This is a genomic window from Microvirga sp. jy35, from assembly GCF_056148915.1.
Genome location: NZ_JBWBEW010000006.1, coordinates 38716 through 61202, shown reverse-complemented (window position 1 = coordinate 61202; position 22487 = coordinate 38716). Strand labels below are relative to the sequence as shown.

Below are 22487 nucleotides of genomic sequence, written 5' to 3'. Positions count from 1 at the left end.
CATGAACAGACCGTCCCTCGCCTGGAAGCTCTACATCGCGGCGTTCTATCTTTTCCTGTTCGCGCCGCTGCTCGTCGTGGCGATCTTCGCCTTCAACGCGAGCCCGTTCCCGTCGCCACCCTGGCGCGGCTTCACTCTGGAATGGTTCACCGGATCCGGCACTGTGGTCGGCAAGCCGGGCGTGCTGGTGGATCCGATCTGGCTGGAGAGCATCGGCAACAGCTTCAAGGTCGCCATTCCGGTGGCGCTGCTCGCCGTGCTTCTCGGCACGGTGAATGCCTGGGTGCTGGAGAGGGCCGAGTTTCGCGGCAAGACATTCGTGGCCATGATGATGCTCTGGCCGCTGGTCATTCCGGGCGTGGTGCTCGGCATCTCGATCCTGGCCTTCTTCTCGCGGCTGGCCAACGGGCTCGAGGAGTGGCTTCAGACCGATCTCGATCTTCTCCGGCCCGGTCTGTCCCTCGTGGTGCTGGGCCAGCTCTCCTTCATCCTCACTATCGCGACGCTCATCATCGCCGCGCGCCTGCGCAAGTTCGACCGCTCTCTGGAGGAAGCCGCCTTCGATCTCGGCGCCAGCCGCGCGCGGGTGCTGCGCACCGTCACGCTGCCTTTCTTACGACCCGCTCTCATCGGCGCGGGCCTCGTGGCGCTGCTGATGTCGTTCGAGAACTTTAACACGACCCTGATGCTGGTGGGCTCCGAAGCGCCGCTGCCGATCGCCATGTACGGCCAGATGCGCGAGGGCGCCTCGCCGGCGATCAACGCGGTGAGTCTCCTGCTGATGCTCGGCGTCGGCGGCATCGCGAGCGTGTTCGCGCTGACCTCGAAGGCGGAGCGGTAAGTCACCCACCTTCGTCATCACCGGCCTTGTGCCGGTGATCTCGATTGGAAAGGCGTAGCGCTCTCCAAAACGAGATGACCGGGACTGAACAGGAGCGCCGAGCTTCCGGATCGATCACTGCCCCCAGGTGCGCTCCAGAACATTCACCCAGTTCTCGTAGCAGAGCTTGCGCAGGGTGGCCTCGTCGTAGCCGTGGCGGCGCATGGCGTCGACGAGGCGGGGCAGGCCGCGCACGTCGCCGATCTCGGCGGGAATGGTGGCCCCGTCAAAATCGGAGCCGAGGCCGACGCCGTCCACGCCCACGTGCTCGATCAGGTGATCCATATGGCGGATCATCTCTTCCAGGGGCGTGTCGTCGTTGCGCATGCCGTCGGGGCGGATGAAGGAGGTGGCGAAATTCACGCCCACCATGCCGCGGCTCTCGCGGATGGCGCCGAGCTGCTTGTCGGTCAGGTTGCGCGAATGCCGGCAGATTTCCCACGCATTGGAGTGGGTGGCCACGAGCGGCGCATCCGAGAGCCGCGCCACGTCCCAGAAACCCTTTTCGTTCAGGTGCGAGAGATCGATCATGATCTTAAGCCGGTTGCAGGCGCGCACCAGCTCGATGCCGCGATCCGTGAGGCCGGGGCCTGTATCGGGCGTCGAGGGATAGCGGAACGGCACGCCGTGGCCGAAGATGTTCGGACGGCTCCAGACAGGCCCGATGGAGCGCAGGCCGCTCTCGTAGAGCACGTCTAGCATGTAGAGATCGGGATCGATCCCTTCGGCCCCCTCGATGTGCAGAATCGCCGCGAGCTTTCCGGCATCCATGCAGTGACGGATGTCGGCGGCCGTGCGGCAGATCTTCACCTCGCCCTTCGAGGCGCGCTCGATGCGGATCAGGAGCGCGGCCATGTGCGCCGTCACCTGCTGGCTGGTCGGGAGCGCCAGCGGGGATGAGAGAGGGACATCGTACTGCGCTTGGGCCATCAGCTCGTCCACATCGATACCCACACTCTCGGATGGCACGTAGACGGCGAAGAACCCGCCAATGAGACCGCCCTGCTTCATGCGTGGCCAGTCGAGGTGGCCGATATTGTCGCCTTCCAGGAAAGCCTGCTCGGGCTGGATCTTGCCGCGCATCAGGCGGAGCAGCACGTCGTTGTGACCATCGAAGACAGGCATCAGAGAAGAACGGGACATCGTTTCACATCAAATAAGGTTGGCGAAAAGGGTGCTCAAGCGGCAGGGGCCTGGACCGGTTGCGGGGCAACCCGCGTGAAGCCCTGGCTCGCCTGGATCAAGGACTGCGTGTAGTCGTTCGAGGCCGCACCCGAGCGCAGGGCCGTTGAAGCCGTTTCCTCGACCGCCTCCCCATTGCGCATGACGAGCAGGCGCTCGCACAGGTGGGCCACGACGGCGAGGTCGTGGCTGACCAGGATATAGGTCAACCCTAAGCGCCGGCGCAGGTCGTCGAGCAGGTTCAGGATCTCGGCCTGCACGGAGGCGTCGAGTGCGGAGGTCGGCTCGTCGAGCAGCAGCACCTTGGGCCGCAGGATCAACGCGCGGGCGATGGCGATGCGCTGGCGCTGGCCGCCGGAGAGCTGGTGCGGGTAGCGGAAACGGAAGGACGGGCCGAGGCCCACTTCCTTCAGAGCCTGGAGGATGCGCGCCTCCGCATCCTTCTCGCCATGGATGGCGAGCGGCTCCGAGAGCGTGCGGTCCACCGTATGGCGCGGGTGCAGCGAGGCGTAGGGGTCCTGAAAGACCATCTGGACCGTGCGGTAGAAGGCCTTGCTGCGCGGGGAGGTGACTGCTTCACCGTCGACGCTCACGCGGCCGGTCGTGATCGGCGCGAGACCGCAGATGGCGCGCAGCACCGTCGACTTGCCGGAGCCGGATTCGCCCACGAGGCCGTAGGCAGCGCCTGGCTCCACATGGAAGCTCACGTTCTTGACCGCATCGACCCGGAGGCGGCCCGTTCCATAAACGACTTGAAGGTTCTGTATGTCGATCATCGATCTGTCACAGCGCCCAGGAAGGATCGCGGTTCAGGGTGGGCAGCGGTCGAACATCGTTCGCCAGCGTGGGCAGGCAGCGCATCAGCCCCTGGGTATAAGGATGCTGCGCTTCGCGAAGGTTCTTCGCCTCCAGCTCCTCGACCACGCGTCCCGCGTACATCACGAGCACCCGGTCACAGAAGGAGGAAACGAGCTTGAGATCATGCGAGATGAAGATCAGGCCCATGCCGCGTTCGGTGACGAGCTCGTCGAGAATGCGCAGCACCTCCATCGAGACCGTCACGTCGAGCGCCGAGGTGGGCTCGTCGGCAATGAGCATGTCCGGATCGGTCACGAGCATCATGGCGATCATGGCGCGCTGCCCCATGCCGCCTGAGACCTCGTGCGGGTAGAGGGAAAAGACGCGGCCGGGATCGCGCATCTTCACGGCTTCCAGCATGGCGAGCGCCTTGTCGCGGGCCTCTGCCTTGCTGGCCTTCACATGAGCCTTGTAGGCCTCGATGATCTGCTCGCCGATGGTCATGACCGGGTTCAGCGAGTATTTCGGGTCCTGCATGACCATGCTGATGCGCCCGCCGCGAAGGTCGCGCAGCGTGCGCTTGGAGATTGTCTGCAGGTCGATGCCGTCGAAGGCGAGGCGCCTGGCCGTCACTTCGCCGGGGGGAGGGGTGAGGCCTAGAATGGCGCGGCCCGTCTGCGACTTGCCGGAGCCCGACTCTCCCACGATGCCGAGGCGCTCGCGGCCGAGCTGGAAGGAGACGCCGCGCACCGCTTCCACAATGCCCGTGCGCAGGTAGAAGCGGACGCGCAGATCTTCGACGTCGAGAAGCGGCTTGGTCATTTGGCTGCCTTCGGATCGAGAACGTCGCGCAGGCCATCCCCGAGCAGGTTGAACCCGAGGCTCACCACGAAGATGGCGATGCCCGGCATGGCGGCGACCCACCATTGGTCGATGAGATAGTTGCGGCCCGTGGCGACCATGGCACCCCATTCGGGCATCGGCGGCTGTGCGCCGAGGCCGAGGAAGCCGAGGCCCGCCGCGGTCAGGATGATGCCGGCCATGTCGAGCGTCACGCGTACGATGAGCGAGGAGAGGCAGAGGGGCACCACATGGCCCAGGATGATGCGCGGCGTCGATGCGCCTTGCAGCTTCACCGCCGCGATGAAGTCGCTGTTGCGAATCATCAGGGTCTCGGCGCGCGCAATGCGGGCGTAAGGCGGCCATGAGGTGATGGCGATGGCGATGATGGCGTTCTCGATGCCCGGGCCCAGAGCCGCCACGAAGGCGAGCGCCAAGATGAGGCGCGGGAAGGCCAGGAAGATGTCGGTGATGCGCATCAAGACCGTGTCGACCCAGCCGCCGAGATAGCCGGAGACCGTGCCGACCAGAAGCCCGATGGGGGTTGCAATCAGGGCCACCAGCACGACCACGAAGAGCGTGATGCGTGAGCCATGGATCACGCGGGAGAAGATGTCCCGCGCCTGATCGTCCGTGCCGAACCAGTAGGTTTCGCTTGGCGGCAGGAGACGCTGCGTGCGCAGGTCTCCGCCGGCCACCGGCGAGTAAGGGGCGATCACATCGGCGAAGATCGCCATGAGGATCAGCAGAAGGACAATGCCGAGACCAACAACAGCGAGAGGGTTCCGGGAGAAAGCGCGCCAGCCGAGGTAGAATCGTCCGAGGCGGGCCTGCCAGCGGGAATGCGGCTCTGCGGAGAGCAGCCAGGCACGCATGCCGGAAGGCTTGAAAGCCAGTGGGAGAGGGGCGCCGGTCATCAGCGGGTCCTCGGATCGAGCAGGCGGTAGAGCAGGTCGGACACGAGATTGAGCAGCACGAAGACGGTTCCGATCACGAGGGTTCCGCCGAGCACCGCGTTCATGTCCGCGTTCTGCAGCGAATTGGTGATGTACTGGCCCAGTCCCGGCCATGCGAAGATCGTCTCGGTGAGCACGGAGCCTTCGAGCAGGTTGGCATAGGACAGGGCGATTACGGTCACAAGGGGAACGGCCGCATTGCGCAGGGCATGGCGCCAGATCACCCGCATCTCGGACAGGCCCTTTACGCGCGCCGCAATCACGTATTCCTGCGCCAGCTCATTGAGCATGAAGGAGCGGGTCATGCGGCTGATATAGGCCAGCGAGAAATAGCCGAGCAGGCAGGCGGGAAGAATGATGTGCGACACCGCATCCCAGAACGCGTCCCACTGGCCCTGCATGGCGGTGTCGAGAAGCACGATGTTGGTGACCGGCGTGTAGAGGTAGGAATAGGTCACGTCGATGCGACCGGGCCCTGCCACCCAGCCGAGCTTGGCATAGAAGACCAGCAGACCCATGAGGCCGAGCCAGAAGATCGGGATGGAGTAGCCGGCAAGGCCGAGCACGCGGACGAACTGGTCGATGAAGCTACCGCGCTTTACCGCAGCCAGGATGCCAAGCGGGATCCCGATGATGACGCCGATGAGGGTGCCGAGGGTGGCAAGCTCCAGCGTTGCAGGGAACGTGTTGGCGATATCCGTCATCACTGGATTGGTGGTGAGGACCGAATTGCCGAAATCGCCGCTGACGGCCTTCTTCAAGTAGATCCAGAACTGCTGAATGAGAGGCAGATCGAGGCCGAGTTCCTGGCGGACGCGTTCGTAAACCTGCGCAGGGGCCCGGTCGCCCACAATGGCGATCACGGGATCGATCGGCACGACACGGCCGATAAAGAAGGTGACGGCGGCAAGGCCGAGGAGCGTCGTCATCAGGACGATGACGAACTGGGCGATGTTCTTAAGGGAGGAGCGGAGGGCACTTGCGTGCCCTCCGCCCCGGGTCATGACTGCTGAGGCCATCGAAGTGTCAGTTCTTCTTCGCCTGAGACACGTCGTTGTCGCTGAAGGACGGGCCGAGGACGAAGTTATCCACGTTCTTGCGCACGGCGGCCACTTCCGTCTGCTGCAGGAAGATCACGAAGGGACCGTCGTCGAGAACCGACTTCTGCAACTCCTTGTACATCTGCGCGCGCTTCTCGCCGTCACGCTCCATCACGGCCGCGCGGGTCTTGGCGGTCAGCGGGCCCGGATCCCAGGCATTGCGCCAGGCCAGCGGCTTTGCCTTCGCGTTGTCCGAGTTGTCGTCGTTGGCCGCGAAGGTGTCCGCATTTGAGTTCGGGTCCTGATAGTCCGAGCCCCAGTTGCCGATATAGATATCATGCTGGCGGGCGCGGTACTTGGTCAGGGCCTGCTTGGAGTCCATCGGCAGGATCTCGAGCTTGATGCCGGCCTGCGCGAAGGTCTGCTGCATCGCCTGGGCGACGCCGGTGATCTCGGCGGTGGAGCGGGTGTCCATCGTGACCGAGAAGCCGTCCTTCAGACCAGCCTTGGCCAGGAGTTCCTTCGCCTTGGCGACGTCGAGCTTGTAGGGGTTGGAGGTCTCGGCGCCGAGATAGCCCTTGGGCAGGAAGTTCTGGTGAACGTCGCCCTTGTTCTTCATGATCGTGTCCGCGATCGCCTGATAGTCGACGAGGTACTTCAGGGCCTGGCGAACCTCGGGCTTGGCCAGGTTCGGATTCTTCTGGTTCAGGCCGAGATAATAGACCGTGCCTTTCGGGCCGCTCTGGATCTTGATGTCCGGGTTCTTGGACACCGCTGCGATCTCTTCCGGGTTCAGGCTGCGGGCCACGTCGATGTCGCCCTTCTCGAGCAGGAGGCGCTGGCTCGCGGTCTCCTTGATGTGGCGGAAGATCACGCGGGCGAGGGGGGTCGGCTTCTCATAATGCGGGTTGCGCTCGAGGACGAGAACCTCGTTGGCCTTCCAATCGCGCATGATGTACGGGCCGGAGCCGGCATACTTGGTCTTCAGCCAGTTATAGCCCCAGTCGCCGTCCTTCTCGTTCTGGACGAGCACCTTCTTCTCGACGATGGAGGCGACCGAGTTGCCGAGGCAGTAGAGAACCAGGGTCGGGGCGTAGGCCTTGTCGACCTCTACGGTGAGCTCCAGCGGCCCGGTCTGCTTGATCTTGTCCTTCACATTGTCCTTCGTCAGGCCGAACTGGCCCAGGATGAAGGCCGGGGACTTGTCGAGCGACACGGCCCGGTGGAGCGAATAGACCACGTCCTCGGCCGTGATGGTGCTGCCGGAGGCGAACTTCTTGTTCGGCTTCAGCTTGAACGTGAAGGTTTTGCCGTCCGGGGAGACGGTCCAGGACTCGGCGACCTGCCCGGAGATCTTGGACACGTCCTTGATGTCGTACGAGATCAGGCGCTCATAGGTGTTGCCGATGATCTCGGAGGCGCTGAACTCGAACACCTCGGCCGGGTCCAGCGAGATGATGTCGTCGCTCTGCCAAGCCTGGACCAGCGTGTCCGGCGGCGTGGCTGCCTTTACGGCAGAGAAAGAGGTCGCCATCACGGTGACCATGGCGGCGGATAGGATAAATTTCGGAAGACTTTTCATAGGCCAGTTCCCTTGCAGCGCTGGGTGCGCTTCTTGTGCGCCCGTATGAATGCAAATCACACAGGTTCTGTCGAGTCTAGCAACTGGTTACTAACTGGTAAACATTGCGCAGCATGCTCGAAAGGCGGGCAGGGGAGATCCGGCTTGGCGTCCGGGCGCAAACTGTGGCAAAGGCTGCCCGACCCTCTCGATCGGATGAAGCACAGTGTCTGAAGAAGCCAAAAAGCCGGGTGCCAACAGCATGTGGGGCGGACGGTTCTCGTCCTCGCCGAGCGCGCTCATGGAAGCCATCAACGCCTCCATCGACTTCGACAAGCGGTTGGCTGCCCAGGACATCCAGGGCTCCATCGCCCACAGCGCCATGCTGGCCAAGCAGGGGATCATTGCCGAGAGCGACCGGGACGCCATCCACCAGGGACTTCAGCGGGTGCTGGGCGAGATCGAGTCCGGCTCCTTCACCTTCTCCCCGGCGCTGGAGGACATCCACATGAACGTGGAGAGCCGCCTGCGCGAGATCGTCGGCGATCCGGCGGCCCGCCTCCACACGGCCCGCAGCCGCAACGATCAGGTGGCCACCGACGCCCGGCTCTGGGTGCGCGAGGCCCATGACCGGACCGACGAGCAACTCACCAGTCTGATCAAGGCGCTTCTCGACAAGGCGGAAGCCCATGCCGCAACCGTGATGCCGGGCTTCACCCACCTTCAGAGCGCTCAGCCGGTAACCTTCGGGCACCACCTGATGGCCTATGTGGAGATGTTCGGTCGCGACCGCAGCCGCATCCGCGATTCCCGCCAGCGCCTGAACGAGTGCCCCCTTGGGGCCGGCGCGCTCGCCGGCACGTCCTTCCCCATCGACCGGCACATGACCGCCAAGGCGCTCGGCTTTGATGGTCCCACACGTAATTCGCTCGACTCCGTATCGGATCGCGACAGCATGCTGGAATTCATGGCCGCGGCCTCGATTTGCGCCATGCACCTGTCTCGGCTGGCGGAGGAAATCATCATCTGGATGTCGGCGCCTTTCGGTTTCGTGCGCCTGCCGGACCGCTGGACCACCGGCTCCAGCATGATGCCGCAGAAGCGCAACCCGGATGCGGCCGAGCTGGTGCGCGGCAAGAGCGGGCGCGTCATCGGCTCCCTGGTGGCCGTGCTCACCATGATGAAGGGGCTTCCTCTCACCTATTCCAAGGACATGCAGGAGGACAAGGAGCAGCTCTTCGACGCCGCGGACACCATCGAACTGGTGCTCGCGGCCATGACCGGCATGATCCAGGATCTGGAGCCGGTGCCGGAGCGCATGGCGGCCGTGGCCGGCGCCGGCTTCTCCACGGCGACGGATCTGGCCGACTGGCTCGTGCGCAGCCTCAACATCCCCTTCCGGGATGCTCATCACATCACCGGGCGCATCGTGTCCGAGGCGGAGAAGCGCGGCTGCACCCTGGAGGAGCTGCCGCTCGAGGCTATGCAGGCGGCCGAGCCCAGGATCCACCAGGGCATCTACGACGTGCTGGGCGTCGAGAACTCCGTCCGCTCCCGCACGAGCTTCGGCGGCACCTCGCCCGTCCGGGTGGCCGAGCAGGTCGCCTGGTGGCGGGAGCGGGTCTAGCCGAAACCCTGCATTTACCGTAGCGCAGACCCCTGCCGAGGCGGCTTGGCCTGGGTCTTGATGGGGCTGGGCGCCGTATCCATATTCCTGACAGCGGCTCGGTTTCGGGCCGCTTGAGTGCCGCATGAGCGGGCTCAAGAACCAACCGAAGTGCCTTCTAACCTTGGGCTTCGAACATGTCGCGTCAGTCGCCCTTCGGGCATCCGTTTCTGTTAGGCTTCGATGAGATCGAGCAGGCGCTCGATCGGGTCGCCAAGGCGGCCGGGGACGGCTATCCGCCCTACAACATCGAGCGTCTGGCTCGCACGGAAAGCGCCCCCGAGCGCCTCCGCATCACCCTGGCCGTTGCCGGTTTCACCCGGGACCAGCTGGAGGTGACCCTGGAGGAAAGCCAGCTCGTCATCCGGGGACGCCAGTCCGACGACAAGACAAGGCACTTCCTTCATCGCGGCATCGCCGCCCGTCAGTTTCAGCGCACCTTCCTCCTCGTCGACGGCATGGAGGTGATGGGTGCGGACCTGTCCAACGGGCTTTTGTCGATCGATCTCGTCCGCCCCGAGCCGGAGCGGATCGTCCGCAAGATCGACATCAGCGCCCCGGACAAAGTGTGACGGCATCCGCAAAAGGAGATGTCCATGAACTTCGAGATCAAGAACCATCATGAGCCGGTCCTCGATGTGTCCGAGCTCGCCAGCCTGGGCCTGGGCCAGATGGCCTATGTGAAGCCGATCGAGTCCGACGAGGTCGCCCGGCTGTTCCCGCAGGCGCCCAAGCTCCAGCCCGGCATGCGCCTGTTTGCGCTTCTGTCCGCCAGCGGCGAGCCCATCCTGCTGACCGACAATCATGACGCTGCCGTGGCCAATGCCTGGGCGCATGACCTGACGATGGTGAGCCTGCACTAGAGCGTTGAACCCAAATGGGTCCCACTTTTGGGACCCATTTGATGCTCAGTCTATAAGCTTCGCATCGTCCTACTGCTCCTTAAGCGATAGCCGCAACCGCTGCGATCAGCCGCTCGATGTCTTCCGGCCGGGATAGCCGGTGATCGCCGTCCTTGATCAGGGTCAGCGAGACGCTGTCTCCCGGCAGGTGCTCCACCAGCTCCAGCGCATGGCTCCAGGGGACATCGGGATCCTCCATCCCCTGCAGGATATGGACCGGGCAGCCGGTCTGGATCGGCCGGTCGAGAAGCAGGTGCCGTCGGCCGTCCTCGATCAGGTTCAGGGTGATGGGGTAAGGATCGTCGGAATAGGCGGAGGGCCGGTGATAGACCCCCGTCTCCCGGACGCTGCGCCGCAGCTCCTCGGGGAAGCGCCCCCACATCAGCCGCTCGGTCATGTCCACGGCAGGCGCAACGAGCACGATGCCTGCCGGGGCGAGATCCGGCCGCTTGTCCATGAGATGGCATGCCGCCAGAAGGCTGATCCAGCCGCCCATGGAGGAGCCGACGAAGATCGGACGTTCCCGCACGAAACGCTCGATCACGGTGAGCGCATCCTCCAGCCAGCGCGAGATCGTGCCTTCCTCGAAGGGGCCGTCCGACTCGCCATGGCCACTGTAATCGAAGCGCACGAAGGCGCGGCCGTTCGTCTCCGCCCACTCGTTCAAGGCAGCCGCCTTGGTGGCCCGCATGTCCGACTTGAAGCCTCCGAGCCACACTACGGGAGGACCATTGCCCTCTCGGGCGAGAACGGCGATGGAGCGGGCATCCTGGCCGACCGTGACGCTTTGCGGCATGGTTAACTCATCCTCAACTGCTTTGAAGCAAGCGTTCATAGACGATTCTTTTCAGAAGGCTCTTACTTCCGTGAGTTTTTCATCGCGACCCGGCGGAGGGATGGCGTTCCCGTCCTCTCACGTGCACCCGCTGGCGGGCCGGACCATTCTTCAGATCGTCCCTGAACTGGAGGCGGGAGGGGCGGAGCGCACCACCGTCGACATCGCCGAGGGGCTGGTCCATGCCGGCGCCCGGGCGCTGGTCGCAACGGAAGGCGGTCGGCTCGTGGGCGAGCTCCAGACCAAGGGCGGCATCTGGATTCCCTTTCCGGCGGCGTCGAAGAACCCGTTCTCCATGGTCCTCAACGTGCGAAAGCTCGCCCGGATCTGCCATGACGAGCGGGTTGCCCTCGTTCATGCCCGCTCGCGGGCCCCGGCCTGGGTGGGTTTGGGCGCCGCCCGCTCGCTCAACATCCCGTTCGTGACCACCTATCACGGCAGCTATTCCGGCCGCTCCTCGGTGAAGGTTCTCTACAACTCCGTGATGGCCCGCGGCGATGCGGTGATCGCCAATTCCCATTACACGGGCGAGCTGATCCGTTCCGTGTATCCCCAGGCGGGCAAGCGCATTCGGGTGATCCATCGGGGCACGGATTTCTCGGTGTTCTCCCCGCACGCGGTGGCGCCGGAGCGGATCGAGGCCCTGCGCAAGGCCTGGGAGGTGGCGCCCCACGAGCGCGTGGTGCTGCTCGCTGCCCGCCTGACGGGCTGGAAGGGCCAGAAGGTGCTGATCGAGGCGGCGGCCAGGCTGCGTGATGCCGGCCTGACCGATGTCGCCTATATCCTCGCCGGCGACCCGCAGGGGCGGGATTCGTATGTGAAGGATCTCGACAACCTGATCGAGGCGAAGAAGCTGAAAGGCATCGTGCGCCGGGTTGGCCATTGCACCGACATGCCAGCCGCCTTCCTGGCGGCTTCGGTGGTGACCGTGCCGTCCACCGAACCCGAGGCCTTCGGGCGTTCGGCCGTGGAGGCGCAGGCTATGGGCACGCCCGTTGTCGTCTCCGACCTCGGGGCCGTGCCGGAGACGGTGCTGTCCCCGCCGGCTGTCCCGCCGCATGAGCGGACAGGCTGGCGCATCCCGGCCGGTGATGCCGACGCGCTGGCTGAGGCGGTCGGCGCTGCGCTCAATCTCGGGGCCAGCGCGAGAATCGCTCTAGGTGCCAGGGCCAGGGCCCATGTGGAGCGTCATTTCTCGCTCGAGCACATGGTTTCCGGCACTCTGGATGTCTATTCCGCCCTTCTTGAGGGCCGTTTTAGCCATAGAACAAGTTGACTTCCCGCGCGTTTGCGCGAAATGTCGAATCATTCGTGGCAAGGCTGAGCATGCACAGCAGGGATCCGTTGGGATCTCCGATCCTCGGCCTAGCCCTCAACAGGAGATACGAGCCATTCGCAGACCAATGAGAGCCATGCCGGTGCCGCAGAAGGACGGACCGCGCGCCAACCGAGACATTCGCGGTGTTCGCGAAGTGCAGCTGATCGACGATGCAGGGCAGAACCGGGGCGTGGTCCCCTTCTTCGATGCCCTGAAGGTTGCTGAAGACGCGGGCCTCGATCTCGTGGAGATCTCGCCGAACGCAACCCCTCCCGTGTGCAAGATCCTCGATTACGGCAAATTCCGCTTCCTGGAGCAGAAGAAGGCCGCCGAGGCGCGCAAGAAGCAGAAGACGGTCGAGGTCAAGGAAATCAAGCTGCGTCCCGGCATCGACGACCACGATTACGAGGTCAAGATGAAGGCCATGAAGGGCTTCTTCGAGGAAGGCAACAAGGTGAAGATCACCCTGCGCTTCCGCGGTCGCGAAATGGCTCACCAGTCCCTCGGCCTGAAGGTCCTGGACCGGGTCAAGGCCGATGTAGGCGATATCGCCAAGGTCGAGATGGAGCCGAACTTCGAGGGCCGTCAAGTCGTCATGGTGCTGGCCCCGCGGTAGGGCGCTCCTTAAAGACTGAGAAATTCATGGCCGTCGGGGCGCCGGCGGCCATTGCTTTTTAGATGGCCTTCTGCCATAAGCGCGCCTTCATCGAACCGCCCGGCTGTTAGGGCTGCCGTGGCGGTTTGTTTTGCTCAATGCAGCAATGAAAAGGCCGAAGAGCGGTTTGAGCCGCTCCCGAGGCCTGACCCAAGGAGAGCCAAATGCCCAAGCTGAAGACGAAATCGGGCGCGAAAAAGCGCTTCAAGATCACTGGCACCGGCAAGGTCGTTTACGCCCAGGCCGGCAAGCGCCACGGGATGATCAAGCGGTCGAACAAGCAGATCCGTAATCTGCGCGGCACCACCACCATGTTCGAGGGCGATGCCTACAACGTGAAGAAGTACTTCCTGCCCAACGGCTGAGACGGTTCTTCCCACATCCCGGATTTTGAAGGAGTTTTTCAATGGCCCGCGTCAAACGTGGCGTAACATCCCACGCCAAGCACAAGAAGGTTTTCAAGGCAGCCAAGGGCTTCTATGGCCGCCGCAAGAATACCATCCGGATCGCCAAGCAGGCGGTCGAGAAGAGCATGCAGTATGCGACGCGCGACCGTCGCAACAAGAAGCGCACCTTCCGCGCTCTCTGGATCCAGCGCCTCAACGCCGCGGTCCGGATGCATGACATGACCTATTCCCGATTTATCGACGGTCTCGGCAAGGCTGGGATCGAGGTCGATCGCAAGGTCCTGTCCGAGTTGGCCATCCACGAGCCGGCGGCCTTCGCCGCTTACGTGGAAGCTGCCAAGGCCGCCCTGCCGCAGCAGGCCGCCTAAAGCCGGATAGACTAGCTTTCGGTGCGGCTGGCATTCAGCCGCACCGCCTAACTCCCCCTTCTCCGAGACCACCCGCCTGACGGCCCTCACGCTGTCGGTTGCCATTTCGCGGCTCGGACGACTTGACGGTTCCCGCGCCGCGCTTCACTCAAGGCGCCTGAATTTGGCGCTTGCATCTGGCCAGGGACCGATGACCGATCTCAACCATCTCGAACGTGACCTGCTCACCCAGGTCGAAGCCGCCGGCGACGAGGCGGCTCTTGAATCCGTGCGCGTCTCCGCGCTCGGCAAGAAGGGCTCCGTGTCCGAACTCCTGAAGACGCTCGGTGCCATGACCCCGGAGGAGCGGAAAGAACGCGGACCGCTCATCAACGGCCTGCGCGATAAGGTCCAGGGTGCGATCTCCGCCAAGAAGGAGACGCTGGGGGAGGCGGCCCTCGAAGCCCGGCTCTCCGCAGAGCGCATCGACGTGACGCTCCCCGTTCCCGAGGCGCCCGAAGCCCGCGGCCGCATCCACCCGATCAGCCAAGTGATCGAGGAGCTGACGGCGATCTTCGCCGATATGGGTTTCTCTGTGGCCGAGGGGCCGGACATCGAAACGGATTATCTGAACTTCACGGCCCTCAACTTCCCCGAAGGCCATCCGGCCCGCGAGATGCACGACACCTTCTTCCTCGCCCCCGACGAGAAGGGGGAGCGCAAGGTGCTGCGCACCCATACCTCGCCGGTGCAGATCCGCACGATGACGTCCAAGGCGCCGCCGATCCGGGTGATCATTCCGGGCCGGACCTATCGGCACGATTCCGACCAGACCCACACGCCGATGTTCCACCAGGTGGAAGGCCTCGTCATCGACAAGCAGGCCAACATCGCGCACCTCAAATGGATCCTGGAAGAGTTCTGCAAGGCCTTCTTCGAGGTCGAGCAGGTGAAGATGCGGTTCCGGCCGTCCTTCTTCCCCTTCACCGAGCCCTCGGCCGAGGTCGACATCCAGTGCTCCCGAAAAGGCGGCGAGATCCGCTTCGGCGAGGGCACGGATTGGCTCGAAATCCTTGGCTGCGGCATGGTCCACCCGAACGTGCTGCGCAATTGCGGGCTCGATCCGGACGAGTATCAGGGCTTCGCCTGGGGCATGGGCATCGACCGCATCGCCATGCTGAAATACGGCATGCCCGACCTGCGCCCCTTCTTCGAGGCGGATGTGCGCTGGCTGAACCATTACGGCTTCCGCCCGCTGGACATCCCAAGCCTCGTCAGCGGCCTGACTTCCTAAGCGGAGAGCAACAATGAAATTCACCCTCTCCTGGCTCAAGGATCACCTCGAGACCACGGCTTCCCTCGACGAGATCGTCGAGACGCTCACCCGCATCGGCCTTGAGGTCGAAGGCGTCGAGGACAAGGCGAAGGCGCTGGCGCCCTACAAGGTCGCCTATGTGGTCTCCGCCGTGCAGCACCCCAATGCCGATCGCCTGCGCGTGTGCATGGTCGATACGGGCGAGGGGGACCCGATCCAGGTGGTGTGCGGCGCCCCCAACGCCCGCACCGGCATGAAGAGCGTGTTCGCGCCGCCCGGCACCTACATACCGGGCAAGAACATCACGCTCGGCGTCGGCACCATCCGCGGCGTTGAGAGCAAGGGCATGCTGTGCTCAGGATCCGAGCTTGAGATCTCCGACGATCACGACGGCATCATCGACTTGCCCGAGGATGCGCCGGTCGGCCAACCCTACGCGGCCTATGCCGGTCTCGACGATCCGGTGATCGAGATCAACCTGACACCGAACCGCCCGGACTGCACGTCGATTCACGGCATCGCCCGCGATCTGGCGGCAGCCGGCCTCGGCACGCTCAAGGGCGATGCGGTTGCGCCCGTTCAGGGCAAAGGCGCCTGCCCGGTCTCGGTCACGCTCGAATTCGCGCCGGGTGACGAGAAGCTCTGCCCCGCCTTCGCCCTGCGCCTCGTGCGCGGCGTGAAGAACGGCCCGTCGCCGGACTGGATGCAGCGCCGGCTGCTCGCCATCGGGCTTCGGCCGATCAACGCGCTGGTGGACATCACCAACTACGTCACCTTCGACCGGGGCCGTCCGCTCCACGTGTTCGACCTCAAGAAGGTGAGGGGCAACCTCACCGTGCGCCGGGCGAAGGAGGGCGAGGCGGTGCTGGCCCTCGACGGGCGCACCTACAGGCTCGATCCCGGCAACGTGGTGATCGCCGACGAGAGCGGCGTGGAATCCATCGCCGGCATCATGGGCGGCGAACATTCCGGATCGGACGAGACCACTACGGACGTGCTGATCGAGTCCGCCCTGTGGGATCCGCTCAACATCGCGCAGAGCGGCCGCAAGCTCGGGATCATCACCGATGCCCGCTACCGCTTCGAGCGCGGCGTCGACCCGGCCTTCACGGTGCCGGGTCTCGATCTTGCCACCAAGATGGTGGTCGACCTCTGCGGCGGCGAGCCAAGCGAGGCAGTCGTAGCCGGCAAGGTGCCCGAGGATCGCAAAGTCATCGAGTTCCCCTGGAGCGAGGTTCCGCGCCTGTCGGGTCTCGACGTGCAGCCTGCTGAATCGGAGCAGATCCTGAAGAAGCTGGGTTTCCAGGTTCAGGGCTCGGGCGAGCGCGTCAGCGTCACGGCTCCGTCATGGCGCCCGGACATCGAAGGCAAGGCGGATCTGGTCGAGGAGGTCATCCGCATCGCCGGGGTAGACCGCATCGAGCCGAAGCCCTTAGCCCGCCTCGAAGACGTGGTGGCCAAGCCGATCCTGACCCTGATCCAGAAGCGCACGCGCCTGGCTCGCCGCTCGCTTGCCGTGCGCGGGCTGGTGGAGGCCGTCACCTGGTCCTTCATCGCCAGGAGCGAGGCGGAACTGTTCGGCGGAGGCGATGCGCGCCTGTCGCTGGCCAACCCCATCGCGGCCGAGCTCTCCGACATGCGTCCGAGCCTGCTGCCCGGCCTCCTGAAGGCGGCGCAGCGCAATGCGGATCGCGGTCTCGGCGACGTCGCCCTCTTCGAGGTCGGCCAGACCTTCGCGTCGGACGAGCCGGAGGGCCAGTCGATCAAGGCGGCTGCCGTCCGCCGCGGCACGGCGCGGGCCGAGGGCGTGGGCCGTCACTGGAACGGCGGAGCGCAGACCGTCGATGCTTTCGACGCCAAGGCCGATGTGCTGGCCCTGCTGGCGGCCCTCGGCATTCCGTCCGGTGGTCTCCAGATCGTGGCCGGCGGCCCGGCCTGGTTCCATCCTGGCCGCTCGGGCACCCTGCAGTTCGGGCCGAAGAACGTGGTCGGCGCTTTCGGCGAGGTTCACCCGAAGGTCCTGAAGGCTCTCGACCTGAAGGGGCCGCTCGTGGCCTTCGAGCTCAACCTCGATGCGCTTCCGCCGCCCAAGGCGAAGCCCACCAAGATGAAGCCGAAGCTGAACCTGCCCGACTTCCAGCCGCTCACCCGCGATTTCGCCTTCGTGGTCAGCCGCGAGGTGGCGGCCGGCGACATCGTGAAGGCGGCGCAAGGGGCCGAGCGCCAGCTGATCGTGGGCGTCGACGTGTTCGATATCTACGAGGGCATCGGCATCGACCCGGACAAGAAGTCCGTGGCCATCGCCGTCATCCTCCAGCCTACGGAGAAGACCCTCACCGACGTGGAGATCGAGGCGGTGTCGGCCAAGATCGTCGGCGAGGTGTCGAAGAAGACCGGCGCGGTGCTGCGGGGATAAAACGCTTAACCCTCCCCCTTTGCGGGGGAGGGTGGCGAACGGAGTGAGCCGGGAGAGGGGCGGTGCTCGACGTCTGACCTCCCCTCTCCCGACCTGCTCCGCAGGTCACCCTCTCCCGCGGAGAGGAGAGGGTTATTGGGTGTTGCGCCCACTCAGCGGATTTCCCTCATCCCACCCGTAGCGGAACGTGTCGAACCGCACCGAGCGGGCATCGACCATGAGCAGTCGCCCCACGAGGCTCTCGCCGAAGCCGACGATCTCCCGGATCGCCTCCATGGCCATCAGGCTCCCTATGACCCCGGCAAGCGCCCCGAGGACACCGGCCTCCGCGCAGGCCGGGATCGCCCCGGGCGGAGGCGGGGAGGGGAAGAGGCAGCGGTAGGTAGGGTTCGGCCGCCCGTCCGGGCCGCTCTCATGGGCTCGGATCGTGGTGAGCGAGGCGTCGAACTGCCCCAAAGCCGCCGTCACCAAGGTCTTCTTCTCGAAGAAGCAGGCATCGGAGACCGCATAGCGGGTCTCGAAGTTGTCCGAGCCGTCGGCCACGAGGTCGTAGCGGCGGACCAGTTCCCGCGCGTTCTCGGATGTCAGGCGGACCGCGTGGGTCTCGACCGCGACATGCGGATTGAGCCGTCGCACCGCATCCGTGGCGCTCTCGACCTTGGGACGTCCGACATCCGGAGTTCCATGGATCACCTGCCGCTGCAGATTTGAGAGGCTCACCACATCGTCGTCCACGATGCCGATGGTGCCGATCCCGGCTGCGGCGAGGTACTGGATCAGGGCGGCGCCAAGGCCGCCGGCGCCGATCACGAGGACGCGGGCGGCTTTCAGCTTCTGCTGCCCCGGGCCGCCTACGTCCCGCAGGACGAGGTGACGGGCATAGCGGTCGATTTCGTCAGGGTTCAAAGACATGCTGTGACCTTACGGGAATGGCGTCTGTCATCAACCATTCCGTCAGCATCCGACCCAAAAGTGGAAGGCACTTTTGGGGTTCGCCGGATGCTTCGATTAAGGTTGACGCATCGTTCCTGCGGAAAACCGGAGCCACTTTTCCGCACGATGCGTGAAGGAAATAACATGCCGCCTTGACAGAGGCCTTGGCGTTGTGACCCTTGCCATGCCATCGTCATGGGGCAACCGGCGAAAAAGCCGGCGTCTAACAGGGAACTAAGCCGATGACAGTCACCAAGTCCGGCCTCGCACTCGCGGGCCTCGCCTTTTCCGCCTCCTTCGCCTTCGCCCAGGCTCCGGCCTTCAAACCCGCCATCGTCTATGATCTCGGCGGCAAGTTCGACAAGTCCTTCAACGAAGGCGTCCACACCGGCGCCGAGAAGTACAAGAAGGACACGGGCACCGACTACCGCGATTTCGAGCCGCAGAACGACGCCCAGCGCGAGCAGGCCCTGCGCCGCTTCGCCCGCGACGGCTTCTCCCCCATCCTGGCCGTGGGCTTCTCCCAGGAGACCGCGCTGAAGAAGGTCGCCGAGGAGTTCCCGAAGACCCAGTTCGCCATCATCGACGCCGTGATCGAGAAGCCGAACGTGCAGTCGGTCGTGTTCAAGGAGCATGAGGGCTCGTTCCTGGTCGGTCTCCTGGCGGCCCAGGCCTCCAAGACCAACAAGGTCGGCTTCGTGGGCGGCATGGACATCCCGCTCATCCGCAAGTTCGCCTGCGGCTACGTCCAGGGCGTGAAGCACGCCAAGAAGGACGCGGAGGTGTTCCAGAACATGACCGGCACCACGGGTGCGGCCTGGAACGACCCTGTGAAGGGCGGCGAGCTCGCCAAGAGCCAGATCGATCGTGGCGCGGACGTGATCTATCATGCGGCCGGCGGCACCGGCGTGGGCGTCCTGCGCGCTGCTGCCGACGCGGGCAAGCTCGGCATCGGCGTCGACTCGAACCAGAACAGCATGCATCCGGGCAAGGTGCTGACCTCCATGGTCAAGCGCGTGGATGTCGCCACCTACAACGCCTTCGATCAGGCCAAGAAGGGCACCTTCAAGGCTGGTGTCTCGGTTCTGGGCCTGGCCGAGGATGGCGTGGCCTGGGCGCTCGACGACAACAACAAGTCGCTTGTGACCGCCGAGATGAAGGCCGCCGCCGACAAGGCCGCCGCCGACATCAAGTCCGGCACCATCAAGGTCCACGACTACATGTCGGATTCCAAGTGCCCGATGTAATCTGACTCATCGATCCGGCCGCAGGCTCCTCTAGGAAGGGCCTGCGGCCGTTTCCGTTTTTAGGTTCGTGCTTTTTCCGATAAGATCCCCCTGCTTTTTCCTATGCCGGACAACCACCTTGAGGCCGATGTCCCCCGCCATTGAACTCATTGCCATCAACAAGAGCTTCGGCGCCGTTCACGCCAACAGGGATGTGAACCTCTCCGTCGAGCGCGGCACGATCCATGGCATCGTCGGCGAGAACGGCGCCGGCAAGTCGACGCTCATGTCGATCCTGTACGGGTTCTATGAGGCGGATTCCGGCGAGGTCCGGGTCAACGGCAAGCCCATCGCTATCCGCTCGCCCAATGATGCCATCCAGGCCGGCATCGGCATGGTGCATCAGCACTTCATGCTGGTGGAGCCCCTGAGCGTGGTCGACAACGTGATGCTCGGCGCCGAAGGCGGCGCCATGCTGCGCGCCGGCGAGGCGAAGGTGCGCGCGGAACTCGCGCGGCTCGCACGAGATTACGGCCTCGAGATCGATGTGGATGCCACCGTGGGCGATCTGTCCGTCGGGCTGCAGCAGCGCGTCGAGATCCTGAAGGCGCTCTATCGCGGCGCGGATATTCTCATTCTCGACGAGCCCACCGCCGTGCTTACGCCGCCGGAGGCCGATGCGCTGTTCGGCCTGCTGCGTTCGCTCAAGGAGCAGGGCAAGATCGTCATTCTCATCACCCACAAGCTGCGCGAGATCATGGCGATCACCGATCGCGTGTCGGTGATGCGCCGCGGCGAAATGGTCGCGACCGTCGAGACGGCGAACACCTCGCCGCCGGAACTGGCCGAGCTGATGGTGGGGCGGCGCGTGCTCCTGCGCGTCGAGAAAGCCGAGAAGACGCCCGGCGCGCCGCTGCTCGAGGTCGACAATGTGTCCGTCGTGGATGGCCGCGGCGTTCTCCGGGTGGCCAGTGCCTCCTTCACCGTTCGCGCGGGCGAGATCGTCGGCATCGCGGGCGTTGCCGGCAACGGACAGAGCGAATTGCTGGAAGCCATTGCCGGCATGCGCCAGCCGGTGCTGGGGTCTATCCGGCTCGAGGGGATGGCCATTCACTCCTCGGAGCATAACCCGCACCGTATGCGCCATCTCGGCCTGCTCCACGTGCCGGAGGATCGGCTGCGCACGGGGCTTGTGCCTGCATTTCCGGCCTTCGAGAGCGCCATTCTAGGCTTCAGCCACGAGCCGCATCTCGGCCATGGACCCATCCTCGATCACGACCGCCTCGTCGCGGACCTCGCGAAGAAGATGGAGCAGTACGATGTGCGCCCGCCTGCGCCGCGACTGAAATCGTCGAAGTTCTCCGGCGGCAACCAGCAGAAGATCGTGCTGGCGCGCGAGATCGAGCGCAACCCGAAGGTGCTGCTCGTGGGACAGCCGACCCGCGGCGTCGATATCGGAGCCATCGAGTTCATCCATCGACGCCTGATCGCCCTGCGGGACGCAGGCGTCGCCATCCTGCTGGTTTCGGTGGAACTCGACGAGATCATGAATCTCTCCGACCGCATCCTCACCATGTGCGGCGGCAAGATCACCGGCGAGCGCAAGGCCTCCGAGACGAACGAGCAGGATCTCGGCCTGCTCATGGCCGGCGTCGTGGATGAGGCCGCGTGATGCAGCCGCGATTGACCCTTGTCACCCTCGGCGTCGCTGATCTGGCGAAGGCCCGCGCCTTCTACGAGGCGTGGGGCTGGAAGGCTTCTTCCGCAAGCCAGCCCAGCGTCGCGTTCTACCAGGCGAACGGCCTGGCGCTTGCTCTCTTCGGGCGTGCCGACCTCGCCAAGGATGCGGGCGTCGAGGATAGGCCCACCGGCTTTGCCGCCATCACGCTCGCCTACAATGCCCGCTCCAGAGAGGAAGCCGACGAGGTTTATGCTCTGGCCGTGACGGCGGGCGCAAAACCGGTCAAGCCGCTGCAGGATGTTTTCTGGGGCGGCTATTCGGGCTATTTCGCCGATCCTGACGGGCACCTCTGGGAAGTCGCCTGGAATCCATCCTTTCCTCTCGATGAGCAGGGCCACATGTTCCTGCCGGATGCTTAAGACGTGAGTGCTCCTCTCGACCTGCCCAGATGGGCTGATACGGTTCTCGTGCCCGCCATCTCCGTGGTGGCGGCTTTTCTTGTCGCCGGTCTCGTGGTGCTCGCCATCGGTGAAAACCCGCTGACGGCTACCCGCTGGCTGCTCCAGGGCAGTCTCGGCACCGGGGAGGGGCTCGGCTTCACCCTGTTCTACATGACCGACTTCATCTTCGTCGGGCTCGCCGTCGCCGTCGCCTATCATGCCGGACTGTTCAACATCGGCGGTGAGGGACAGGCGACGCTGGCGGGTCTCGGCATTGCGCTGGTGCTCAACAATCTCACCTTCCTGCCGGGCTTCCTGCTCATCCCGCTCGGCATCCTGGGTGCTGCGGCGTTCGGCGCCCTGTGGGCTGCCATTCCTGGCTATCTGCAGGCGAAGCGCGGCAGCCACATCGTGATCACCACGATCATGTTCAACTGGCTCGCCAGCGTGCTGATCGTCTATCTGCTGGTGAACGTGCTGCGTGAGCCGCAATCCATGAACCCGGAGACACGCGCGTTTCCTGAGCAGTCGTACATTCCATTCATGCACGACGTCCTCGGCGCCGTCGGCATCGAGATCCCGAATTCGCAGCTCAACCTCACGCTCGTGCTGGCGCTGGCCGCATCCTACTTCGTCTGGCTTCTCATCTACCGTTCGCGCCTCGGCTACGCGATCCGCGTCGTCGGATCGAACCCGAGCGCTGCGGTTTATGCCGGCATTTCGCCGGCGCGCATCATCATCATCGCCATGGTGCTGTCCGGCGCATTGGCCGGAGGCCTCGCGGTGAATGAGCTTATGGGCTACCAGCACCGTCTGCTTCTGGAGTTCACCTCGGGCTACGGCTTCGTCGGAATCGCCGTGGCGCTCATGGGCCGCGCCCATCCGGCCGGCATCATCCTGGCCTCGCTCCTGTTCGGGATCCTCTATCAGGGCGGCGCGGAATTGGCCTTCGAGCAGCCGGCCATCACCCGCGATATGGTGGTGGTGATCGGCGGCATCATCATCCTGTTTGCGGGCGCTCTCGACGGATTGTTCCGGCGCTTCGTGGCGCACCTCTTCGCGCGTCAGAAGCTGGCGAGGGTGTGACGC

At 64.7% G+C, this 22487-nt stretch carries 22 protein-coding genes; 14 read left to right on the top strand and 8 right to left on the bottom strand.

Going from position 1 to position 22487, the window contains the following annotated elements; translation table 11 throughout:
• Position 1 precedes the first annotated feature (1 nt).
• Positions 2-841 carry an ABC transporter permease gene (locus AC0QTX_RS07265; RefSeq protein ID WP_474603158.1) on the top strand — a complete coding sequence of 280 codons (840 nt, stop codon included), beginning with the start codon at positions 2-4 and terminating at the stop codon, positions 839-841.
• Between the two features lie 114 nt (positions 842-955).
• Here AC0QTX_RS07265 and AC0QTX_RS07260 read toward each other — a convergent pair whose 3' ends face one another.
• The 6 genes from AC0QTX_RS07260 to AC0QTX_RS07235 are packed head-to-tail and all read right to left on the bottom strand — an operon-like array spanning position 956 to position 7278.
• Positions 956-2023, bottom strand: coding sequence for a dipeptidase (locus AC0QTX_RS07260; RefSeq protein ID WP_474603157.1), 1068 nt, complete (start codon positions 2021-2023; stop codon positions 956-958).
• A 35-nt stretch (positions 2024-2058) separates the two neighbouring features.
• Entirely contained in the window at positions 2059-2838 is a 780-nt protein-coding gene (locus AC0QTX_RS07255; RefSeq protein ID WP_474603156.1) for an ABC transporter ATP-binding protein, read from the bottom strand.
• A gap of 7 nt (positions 2839-2845) precedes the next feature.
• Entirely contained in the window at positions 2846-3682 is an 837-nt protein-coding gene (locus tag AC0QTX_RS07250; protein ID WP_474603155.1) for an ABC transporter ATP-binding protein, read from the bottom strand.
• A complete protein-coding gene (locus AC0QTX_RS07245; RefSeq protein ID WP_474603154.1) occupies positions 3679-4617 on the bottom strand; it encodes an ABC transporter permease in 939 nt (312 codons plus the stop codon). The genes AC0QTX_RS07250 and AC0QTX_RS07245 overlap by 4 nt, the downstream gene beginning before the upstream one ends.
• Complete coding sequence (locus AC0QTX_RS07240; protein ID WP_474603153.1) at positions 4617-5675, bottom strand: ABC transporter permease; 1059 nt, start codon at positions 5673-5675, stop codon at positions 4617-4619. The genes AC0QTX_RS07245 and AC0QTX_RS07240 overlap by 1 nt, the downstream gene beginning before the upstream one ends.
• A 7-nt stretch (positions 5676-5682) precedes the next feature.
• On the bottom strand, positions 5683-7278 hold the full coding sequence (locus AC0QTX_RS07235; protein WP_474603152.1) for an ABC transporter substrate-binding protein: 1596 nt from the start codon (positions 7276-7278) through the stop codon (positions 5683-5685).
• Between the two features lie 241 nt (positions 7279-7519).
• On the opposite strand from AC0QTX_RS07235, the gene argH reads away from it, so the two are divergent.
• The 3 genes from argH (at position 7520) to AC0QTX_RS07220 (ending at position 9786) form a co-directional block, all read left to right on the top strand.
• Positions 7520-8884, top strand: a complete 1365-nt coding sequence (gene argH, locus AC0QTX_RS07230; RefSeq protein WP_474603182.1) for an argininosuccinate lyase — start codon at positions 7520-7522, stop codon at positions 8882-8884.
• A 176-nt stretch (positions 8885-9060) separates the two neighbouring features.
• Positions 9061-9495 carry an Hsp20 family protein gene (locus tag AC0QTX_RS07225; protein ID WP_201862276.1) on the top strand — a complete coding sequence of 145 codons (435 nt, stop codon included), beginning with the start codon at positions 9061-9063 and terminating at the stop codon, positions 9493-9495.
• Between the two features lie 24 nt (positions 9496-9519).
• Entirely contained in the window at positions 9520-9786 is a 267-nt protein-coding gene (locus AC0QTX_RS07220; RefSeq protein WP_474603151.1) for a BQ00720 family protein, read from the top strand.
• Positions 9787-9865: 79 nt separating this feature from the next.
• Here the strand turns inward: AC0QTX_RS07220 and AC0QTX_RS07215 are convergent, their stop codons facing one another.
• Positions 9866-10621: an alpha/beta hydrolase gene (locus tag AC0QTX_RS07215; RefSeq protein ID WP_474603150.1), complete on the bottom strand. Its 756-nt coding sequence runs from the start codon at positions 10619-10621 to the stop codon at positions 9866-9868.
• A gap of 100 nt (positions 10622-10721) precedes the next feature.
• On the opposite strand from AC0QTX_RS07215, the gene AC0QTX_RS07210 reads away from it, so the two are divergent.
• The 6 genes from AC0QTX_RS07210 (at position 10722) to pheT (ending at position 17118) form a co-directional block, all read left to right on the top strand.
• Positions 10722-11936: a glycosyltransferase family 4 protein gene (locus tag AC0QTX_RS07210; RefSeq protein WP_474603149.1), complete on the top strand. Its 1215-nt coding sequence runs from the start codon at positions 10722-10724 to the stop codon at positions 11934-11936.
• A 136-nt stretch (positions 11937-12072) separates the two neighbouring features.
• Positions 12073-12594, top strand: a complete 522-nt coding sequence (infC, locus tag AC0QTX_RS07205; protein ID WP_246742485.1) for a translation initiation factor IF-3 — start codon at positions 12073-12075, stop codon at positions 12592-12594.
• A gap of 203 nt (positions 12595-12797) precedes the next feature.
• Entirely contained in the window at positions 12798-12998 is a 201-nt protein-coding gene (rpmI, locus tag AC0QTX_RS07200; protein WP_036356568.1) for a 50S ribosomal protein L35, read from the top strand.
• 41 nt (positions 12999-13039) lie between these two features.
• On the top strand, positions 13040-13408 hold the full coding sequence (gene rplT, locus AC0QTX_RS07195; protein ID WP_036356571.1) for a 50S ribosomal protein L20: 369 nt from the start codon (positions 13040-13042) through the stop codon (positions 13406-13408).
• A 190-nt stretch (positions 13409-13598) separates the two neighbouring features.
• Positions 13599-14681 carry a phenylalanine--tRNA ligase subunit alpha gene (pheS, locus tag AC0QTX_RS07190; RefSeq protein WP_474603148.1) on the top strand — a complete coding sequence of 361 codons (1083 nt, stop codon included), beginning with the start codon at positions 13599-13601 and terminating at the stop codon, positions 14679-14681.
• A 13-nt stretch (positions 14682-14694) separates the two neighbouring features.
• Entirely contained in the window at positions 14695-17118 is a 2424-nt protein-coding gene (gene pheT / locus AC0QTX_RS07185; protein ID WP_474603147.1) for a phenylalanine--tRNA ligase subunit beta, read from the top strand.
• A gap of 132 nt (positions 17119-17250) precedes the next feature.
• Here the strand turns inward: pheT and AC0QTX_RS07180 are convergent, their stop codons facing one another.
• Positions 17251-18030: a HesA/MoeB/ThiF family protein gene (locus AC0QTX_RS07180; RefSeq protein ID WP_474603146.1), complete on the bottom strand. Its 780-nt coding sequence runs from the start codon at positions 18028-18030 to the stop codon at positions 17251-17253.
• Positions 18031-18293: 263 nt separating this feature from the next.
• On the opposite strand from AC0QTX_RS07180, the gene AC0QTX_RS07175 reads away from it, so the two are divergent.
• The 4 genes from AC0QTX_RS07175 (at position 18294) to AC0QTX_RS07160 (ending at position 22484) form a co-directional block, all read left to right on the top strand.
• Positions 18294-19298, top strand: a complete 1005-nt coding sequence (locus tag AC0QTX_RS07175; protein WP_474603145.1) for a BMP family lipoprotein — start codon at positions 18294-18296, stop codon at positions 19296-19298.
• A 127-nt stretch (positions 19299-19425) separates the two neighbouring features.
• A complete protein-coding gene (locus AC0QTX_RS07170) occupies positions 19426-20949 on the top strand; it encodes an ABC transporter ATP-binding protein (protein ID WP_474603144.1) in 1524 nt (507 codons plus the stop codon).
• A complete protein-coding gene (locus tag AC0QTX_RS07165; RefSeq protein ID WP_474603143.1) occupies positions 20949-21377 on the top strand; it encodes a VOC family protein in 429 nt (142 codons plus the stop codon). The genes AC0QTX_RS07170 and AC0QTX_RS07165 overlap by 1 nt, the downstream gene beginning before the upstream one ends.
• A gap of 3 nt (positions 21378-21380) precedes the next feature.
• A complete protein-coding gene (locus tag AC0QTX_RS07160) occupies positions 21381-22484 on the top strand; it encodes an ABC transporter permease (protein ID WP_474603142.1) in 1104 nt (367 codons plus the stop codon).
• Positions 22485-22487 lie beyond the last annotated feature (3 nt).

Bases quoted from the DNA above. Each gene is read 5' to 3' on its own strand.
- AC0QTX_RS07265 (WP_474603158.1), top strand. From the start codon at position 2: ATGAACAGACCGTCCCTCGCCTGGAAGCTCTACATCGCGGCGTTCTAT.
- AC0QTX_RS07260 (WP_474603157.1), bottom strand. From the start codon at position 2,023: ATGTCCCGTTCTTCTCTGATGCCTGTCTTCGATGGTCACAACGACGTG.
- AC0QTX_RS07255 (WP_474603156.1), bottom strand. From the start codon at position 2,838: ATGATCGACATACAGAACCTTCAAGTCGTTTATGGAACGGGCCGCCTC.
- AC0QTX_RS07250 (WP_474603155.1), bottom strand. From the start codon at position 3,682: ATGACCAAGCCGCTTCTCGACGTCGAAGATCTGCGCGTCCGCTTCTAC.
- AC0QTX_RS07245 (WP_474603154.1), bottom strand. From the start codon at position 4,617: ATGACCGGCGCCCCTCTCCCACTGGCTTTCAAGCCTTCCGGCATGCGT.
- AC0QTX_RS07240 (WP_474603153.1), bottom strand. From the start codon at position 5,675: ATGGCCTCAGCAGTCATGACCCGGGGCGGAGGGCACGCAAGTGCCCTC.
- AC0QTX_RS07235 (WP_474603152.1), bottom strand. From the start codon at position 7,278: ATGAAAAGTCTTCCGAAATTTATCCTATCCGCCGCCATGGTCACCGTG.
- argH (WP_474603182.1), top strand. From the start codon at position 7,520: ATGTGGGGCGGACGGTTCTCGTCCTCGCCGAGCGCGCTCATGGAAGCC.
- AC0QTX_RS07225 (WP_201862276.1), top strand. From the start codon at position 9,061: ATGTCGCGTCAGTCGCCCTTCGGGCATCCGTTTCTGTTAGGCTTCGAT.
- AC0QTX_RS07220 (WP_474603151.1), top strand. From the start codon at position 9,520: ATGAACTTCGAGATCAAGAACCATCATGAGCCGGTCCTCGATGTGTCC.
- AC0QTX_RS07215 (WP_474603150.1), bottom strand. From the start codon at position 10,621: ATGCCGCAAAGCGTCACGGTCGGCCAGGATGCCCGCTCCATCGCCGTT.
- AC0QTX_RS07210 (WP_474603149.1), top strand. From the start codon at position 10,722: ATGGCGTTCCCGTCCTCTCACGTGCACCCGCTGGCGGGCCGGACCATT.
- infC (WP_246742485.1), top strand. From the start codon at position 12,073: ATGCCGGTGCCGCAGAAGGACGGACCGCGCGCCAACCGAGACATTCGC.
- rpmI (WP_036356568.1), top strand. From the start codon at position 12,798: ATGCCCAAGCTGAAGACGAAATCGGGCGCGAAAAAGCGCTTCAAGATC.
- rplT (WP_036356571.1), top strand. From the start codon at position 13,040: ATGGCCCGCGTCAAACGTGGCGTAACATCCCACGCCAAGCACAAGAAG.
- pheS (WP_474603148.1), top strand. From the start codon at position 13,599: ATGACCGATCTCAACCATCTCGAACGTGACCTGCTCACCCAGGTCGAA.
- pheT (WP_474603147.1), top strand. From the start codon at position 14,695: ATGAAATTCACCCTCTCCTGGCTCAAGGATCACCTCGAGACCACGGCT.
- AC0QTX_RS07180 (WP_474603146.1), bottom strand. From the start codon at position 18,030: ATGTCTTTGAACCCTGACGAAATCGACCGCTATGCCCGTCACCTCGTC.
- AC0QTX_RS07175 (WP_474603145.1), top strand. From the start codon at position 18,294: ATGACAGTCACCAAGTCCGGCCTCGCACTCGCGGGCCTCGCCTTTTCC.
- AC0QTX_RS07170 (WP_474603144.1), top strand. From the start codon at position 19,426: ATGTCCCCCGCCATTGAACTCATTGCCATCAACAAGAGCTTCGGCGCC.
- AC0QTX_RS07165 (WP_474603143.1), top strand. From the start codon at position 20,949: ATGCAGCCGCGATTGACCCTTGTCACCCTCGGCGTCGCTGATCTGGCG.